Annotated in this window: 6 protein-coding genes; 3 read left to right on the top strand and 3 right to left on the bottom strand. The window is 63.9% G+C overall.

Features of this window, described 5'->3' with window-relative positions:
- On the top strand, nucleotides 1-788 hold a 788-nt coding region (locus ACREC7_RS15530; protein ID WP_431556600.1), incomplete at its 5' end, for an exodeoxyribonuclease III.
- 116 nt (nucleotides 789-904) lie between these two features.
- Here the strand turns inward: ACREC7_RS15530 and ACREC7_RS15525 are convergent.
- Nucleotides 905-1,591: a response regulator transcription factor gene (locus ACREC7_RS15525; protein ID WP_431556599.1), complete on the bottom strand. Its 687-nt coding sequence runs from the start codon at nucleotides 1,589-1,591 to the stop codon at nucleotides 905-907.
- 104 nt (nucleotides 1,592-1,695) lie between these two features.
- Here ACREC7_RS15525 and ACREC7_RS15520 point away from each other — a divergent pair, with 104 nt between their 5' ends.
- Nucleotides 1,696-2,220, top strand: a complete 525-nt coding sequence (locus tag ACREC7_RS15520) for a L,D-transpeptidase family protein (protein WP_431556598.1) — start codon at nucleotides 1,696-1,698, stop codon at nucleotides 2,218-2,220.
- A gap of 4 nt (nucleotides 2,221-2,224) precedes the next feature.
- On the opposite strand, the gene ACREC7_RS15515 is transcribed toward ACREC7_RS15520, so the two are convergent.
- Both ACREC7_RS15515 and ACREC7_RS15510 read right to left on the bottom strand, forming a co-directional pair.
- Nucleotides 2,225-2,911 carry a YggS family pyridoxal phosphate-dependent enzyme gene (locus ACREC7_RS15515; RefSeq protein WP_431556597.1) on the bottom strand — a complete coding sequence of 229 codons (687 nt, stop codon included), beginning with the start codon at nucleotides 2,909-2,911 and terminating at the stop codon, nucleotides 2,225-2,227.
- On the bottom strand, nucleotides 2,908-3,789 hold the full coding sequence (locus ACREC7_RS15510) for a tetratricopeptide repeat protein (protein WP_431556596.1): 882 nt from the start codon (nucleotides 3,787-3,789) through the stop codon (nucleotides 2,908-2,910). The genes ACREC7_RS15515 and ACREC7_RS15510 overlap by 4 nt, the downstream gene beginning before the upstream one ends.
- Before the next feature lie 215 nt (nucleotides 3,790-4,004).
- Here ACREC7_RS15510 and leuS point away from each other — a divergent pair.
- Nucleotides 4,005-5,770, top strand: a 1,766-nt coding sequence (leuS, locus tag ACREC7_RS15505) for a leucine--tRNA ligase (RefSeq protein ID WP_431556595.1), incomplete at its 3' end; no start/stop codon positions are given.

Raw genomic sequence — 5,770 nt, 5'->3', positions numbered from 1 at the left:
CAGTCAGGCTGAGGCTCGACTTGGTTGAGCGTTTCGTGCGCGCACATCGGCCGGACGTGCTCTGCCTCCAGGAGATCAAATGCGTCGACGGGAGCTTTCCCGAGCTGCCGGTCCGCGCGCTCGGCTTCGAGCATATCGCCGTCGCCGGGCAGAAGGGCTATCACGGCGTGGCGATTCTTTCCCGTATTCCCTTCGCCCGCGTCGAGCGCCGCGACATTTGCGGGCGCGGCCATGCGCGACATCTTTCCGTTGTGCTCGATAGCGGCGGATCGCAGGCGAAGCCGCTTCTCTTGCACAATGTTTACGTGCCCGCCGGCGGCGATTTGCCTGACCCTGCGCTCAATCCGAAGTTCCGCCACAAGCTCGATTTCCTCGAAGCCATGGAGGCTTGGTTTCGCGGCCTGCGCGGCAAGCGGACCAATCGCATGATCATGGTCGGCGATCTCAACGTGGCGCCGCTGCCGACCGATGTGTGGTCGCACAAGCAGCTCTTGAAAGTGGTGAGCCACACGCCTGCCGAGGTCGAGCGCTTCGAGCGCATGCGAGCCGCGCACGATTGGGTGGACGTGATGCGCCGCCACGTGCCGGCGGAGGAGAAGCTCTTCACCTGGTGGAGCTACCGCAATCGCGATTGGCGCGCGTCGAACCGCGGCCGCCGCCTCGATCACATCTGGACGACTTCCGCGCTCGACGGAGCCGCAACTTCGATGCGTGTGCTTGACGAGGCGCGCGACTGGCCGCGCACGTCGGACCACGTTCCGGTCATCGCCGATTTCGAGATTTCGTGACCCGTCATGCCCGGACTTGATCCGGGCATCCATTCCGTTACGGCTCAGCGCGCCGAAGCGGCAGTGGAATGGATTGCCGGGTCAAGCCCGGCGATGACGAAGGGGAAGCGCGCCGGCTACGGGACGAGCTTATAGCCGCCGGTCTCGGTGATCAGCAGCTCGGCCTGCGACGGATCCTTCTCGATCTTCTGACGCAGGCGATAGATGTGCGTTTCCAGCGTGTGCGTGGTGACGCCGGCGTTATAGCCCCACACCTCGTGCAGCAGCACATCGCGCGTGACCACGCGCTCGCCGGCGCGATAGAGATATTTGAGAATCGAGGTTTCCTTCTCGGTGAGCCTGATCTTGCCGCCGCCGCCGTCGACCAGCAATTTCGACGCCGGCTTGAAGGTGTAAGGCCCGATGGTGAAAACGGCGTCCTCGCTCTGCTCGTGCTGGCGGAGCTGGGCGCGAATGCGGGCGAGCAGCACGCCGAGCTTGAACGGCTTGGTGATGTAGTCGTTGGCGCCCGACTCAAGGCCGAGGATGGTGTCGGAATCGGTGGCTTGTCCCGTCAACATGACGACCGGCCCCTTGAACCCGCTGCGGCGGAGCAGCTTGCAGGCCTCGCGCCCATCGAGATCTGGGAGACCAACGTCGAGCAGCACGAGATCGACATGGCCGTTGCGCGCAAGCTTGAGCCCCTCCGACGCGTTGGCCGCGAGCAGCGTATCGAACTCCTCATGCAGCGAAAGCTGCTCGCTCAAGGAGTCGCGAAGCTCGTCATCGTCGTCGATGATCAGGATCTTGCGCGCATTGCCCATGGCTGTCCCCGCGTGAACTCCGAGGCCTCCAGTAATAAGGGGGGCCTTCCCATTGGACAAGCGTGTCGGTTAGCTTCACCGGGCAAGAAAAAGGCCAATTGGCTATGAGACTTAAGCGAGACATCGCGCTCCGGCGCGCACCCGGAAATCCAAGCGAGGGCCGCCTTGCCTTGGCGCATGGCGTGCGGCGCGCGGCGCTCGGCCGGAGCGGCATCAAGGCGTTGAAGCGCGAGAGCGACGGCGCGACACCGCCTGGCCGCTTTCCCGTTCGCCAGGTGCTCTATCGCGCCGGCCGTGTAACGAGGCCGAGGACGCAATTTCCGATCCATGCCATCGGGCCCAACGACGGCTGGTGCGAGGATCCTGCGGACCGCAACTACAACAAGCTCGTTAGGCTCTCTACGCGAACGCATGCCGACAGCTTGTCTCGTGCCGACCATCTCTACGATCTCGTCATCGTGCTCGGTTATAACGACCGCCCGCGGGTGAGGGGACGGGGCAGCGCCATCTTCGTGCATCTTGCCCGTCCAGGTTATGCTCCGACGGCAGGCTGCATCGCGCTCTCTCGACATGATCTCTCCATGCTGCTGTCAGAGCTGCGGCGCGGGTCGGCGATTGTCGTGATGTAAGACGTCAATCCTCGTTCCCGTCGCGCGCGCCGAAGATGGCGGTGCCGATGCGTACATAGGTGGCGCCGAAGGCGATGGCCTTCTCGAAGTCACCGCTCATGCCCATGCTCAGCTCCTTCAGCCCGAGACGCGCGGCGATCTTGGCGAGCAGCGCAAAATGCATGGCAGGCTCCTCGTCGAGTGGCGGGATGCACATCAGGCCTTCGATCGGAAGGCCGTATTCGTCACGGCATCGGGCCACAAAGGCGTCAGTCTCACTCGGAAGGACGCCAGCCTTTTGCGGCTCCTCGCCGGTATTCACCTGCACGAGCAGGCGCAGGAGCTTTCCCGTGCGTTTCATCTCCTCGGCAAGCGCCGCCGCGATCTTGGGGCGGTCGACACTCTCGATCACGTCGAACAGCTGCACCGCTTCACGCACCTTGTTCGATTGCAGCGGGCCGATCAGATGAAGCTCGAGATCGGGATGACGCTCTTGCAGCGCCGGCCACTTCGCCTTCGCTTCCTGCACACGATTCTCGCCGAAGCGGCGCTGACCTAGATGAATCGCTTCTTCAATGGCGTGCTCAGGCACGGTCTTGCTGACGGCAATCAGCTTGACGGAGGCAGGATCCCGGGTGGCACGCCGCGCCGCATCGGCGATATCGCGCTGGACTGCATGGAGGGGGGAAGCGAGGCCGGCGTCGTCCGTCACCTTTGCACGCCTGATTGCTCGAACGCGCCGGCAATGTCCGGCTTGATGGCCTTGGCGGCGGCGATGTCGTCGGCGCCGCTTGCATCGCCCTTTTTCTGCTTGGCAGTACCGCGCCCGTAAAGCGCCGTGGCGCGTTTGGTGTCGAGCTGCAAGGCAATGTCGTAATCGGCGATCGCCTTGTCCATCTGGCCTTGGCTGAGATAGGCGAAGCCGCGGCTCTCGAAGGCACTCGCATTTTTCGGACCGATATCGATGGCCGCACCGTAGTCCTCGATCGCGCGCTCGACCTCGCCCTTGCTGAAATTGACTCGGCCGCGGTTGAAATAGGCGATGGCCGATGTCGCATCGAGGGAGATCGCCTTGTCGAAATCGCGCAGCGCGTATTCGAAGTCGCCGCGCCGCGCATAAGTGAGCCCGCGGGCGACATATCCGGCGGCCTGGTCAGGCTCGAGCTCGAGAACGCGGTTGTTGTCCTCGAGCGCACGCTCATAGGCGCGCATGTCGGCGTAGAGCGCGGCGCGGTTGCTCAAGGCCTTGACGTTGCGCGGATCGCGTTCGATCGCGGAGTCGTAGTCGCCAATGGCGCGGTCGGTGTCCTTCTTTGCTTCGTAGGCAATGGCGCGGCCGTAATAGGCGGCGGCGTTGCCGGCATCGAGCGCAAGCCCGTCACCGAAATCGCCGATCGCCTTGTCGTAGTCCTGTTGCTGGAGATAGGCGCCGGCGCGGCGGAAATAGGTCAAGGCGCGCTCACGAGCCTCGCCGGACTTGCCGTCAATCAACGCGGTGCAGCCGCCGATCTGCTGCGGAAGCGTGGGACTTCCTTGCCCCTTGCACCAGGCGAGGTTCTGATCGCTGTCGGCTCGTGCCGGGAGCGGCATTGCCGCCGCCAGCACCGACGCGCAACTGAGAAGAAGGACGCGAGGCATTTGACGTGCATGGGCTTGCGGTTTGGCTGTTCGATCGGCCACCATGACCGCACTTTGCGCATGACGAGGGCGCGCGGCAAATCACGCTGTCGTTGCCGGGCTTAAGATTGACCGGACTTCGGCTTTCGTGGCCTAGTCGGCGCAAATTTGGACCACAGCAGCAGATCATGACCATCAATCGCTACGATCCGCGCGAAGCGGAGCCACGCTGGCAGAGGCTCTGGGAGAGCCAAGGGCTGTTCCATGCGAGCGAGAATGACCCGCGCCCCAAATACTATGTTCTCGAAATGTTCCCATATCCTTCCGGGCGCATCCATATGGGTCATGTGCGCAATTACACCATGGGCGACGTGGTGGCGCGCACCATGCGCGCCCGCGGGCACAACGTGCTCCACCCCATGGGCTGGGACGCGTTCGGACTGCCGGCGGAGAACGCGGCAATAGAGCGTGGCGTCCACCCCGCCAAATGGACCTACGACAACATCGCCACCATGCGCGGCCAGCTCAAGAGCATGGGCCTGTCGCTCGACTGGAGCCGCGAGATCGCGACCTGCGACCTCGACTACTACCATCAGCAGCAGAAGCTGTTTCTCGACCTGCGGAAAGCCGGCCTGGTCGACCGCAAGAAGCGAAAGGTGAATTGGGACCCGGTCGATCACACCGTGCTCGCCAACGAGCAGGTGATCGACGGACGCGGCTGGCGCTCAGGCGCGCTCGTCGAGCAGCGCGAGCAGCCCGAATGGGTGTTCAAGATCACCGACTACGCGCAAGACCTGCTCGATGCGCTTGGCACCCTCGACCGCTGGCCGGACAAGGTGCGGCTGATGCAGGCGAATTGGATCGGCCGCTCGCAAGGGCTGCTGATCCGCTTCGCCTTGGCGAGGGGCGAGGCGCCTCGCGGGCACGACATCATCGAAGTGTTCACCACGCGTCCCGACACGCTGTTCGGCGCAAGCTTCATGGCGATTGCACCAGACCATCCTCTGGCCAAGGCGATCGCGATGCGCGACCCGAAGGCAAACGCCTTCATTGCCGAATGCCAGCACCACGGCACGAGTGCGGCCGAGATCGAGACGCAGGAGAAGAGGGGATACGACACCGGCCTGCGGGTGAAACATCCAGTCATCGAAGGCGCCGAGCTTCCGGTGTTCATCGCCAATTTCATCGTCATGGAGTACGGCACCGGCGCCATTTTCGGCTGCCCGGCGCATGATCAGCGCGACCTCGAATTTGCCAGGGCCTATCGCCTTCCGGTGATCCCGGTGGTGCTGCCGCCTGGCGCCGGTGCCGAGAGCTTTGCGATCGGCGATGAGGCCTATACCGGCGACGGCAGGCTGATCAACTCGGGCTTCCTCGACGGCCTCACCGTCGAGGCGGCAAAAGAGGCGATGGCCGACCATCTCTCAACCAAGATGCTGCACGGCGCGCCGCAAGGCGAGTGCCGTACCGAGTTCCGCTTGCGCGACTGGGGCATCTCGCGGCAGCGCTATTGGGGTTGCCCGATTCCGATGATCCATTGCGAGACATGCGGCATCGTGCCGGTGCCTGAGAAGGATCTGCCGGTGAAGCTCCCCGAGGACGTGACCTTCGGCGGCACGGGCAATCCGCTTGATCGCCATCCCACATGGAAGCATGTGATCTGCCCGAGCTGCGGCGGCCCCGCCACGCGCGAGACCGACACCATGGACACCTTCGTCGATTCGTCCTGGTACTTCGCGCGCTTCTGCTCGCCGCATGCCTCCGTGCCGGTCGACACCAATGCCGTCGGCTACTGGCTGCCGGTCGACCAATATATCGGCGGCGTCGAACACGCGATCCTGCATCTGCTCTACGCGCGCTTCTTCACCCGCGCCATGCACAAGACCGGGCATTCGCCGATCGACGAGCCGTTCAAGGGTCTGTTCACGCAAGGGATGGTCACGCATGAGACCTA

This window comes from Methyloceanibacter sp. (assembly GCF_050728395.1).
GTDB lineage: Bacteria > Pseudomonadota > Alphaproteobacteria > Rhizobiales > Methyloligellaceae > Methyloceanibacter.
Note: the sequence above shows the minus strand (reverse complement) of the source record. Positions and strands in the feature narration are given on the sequence as shown.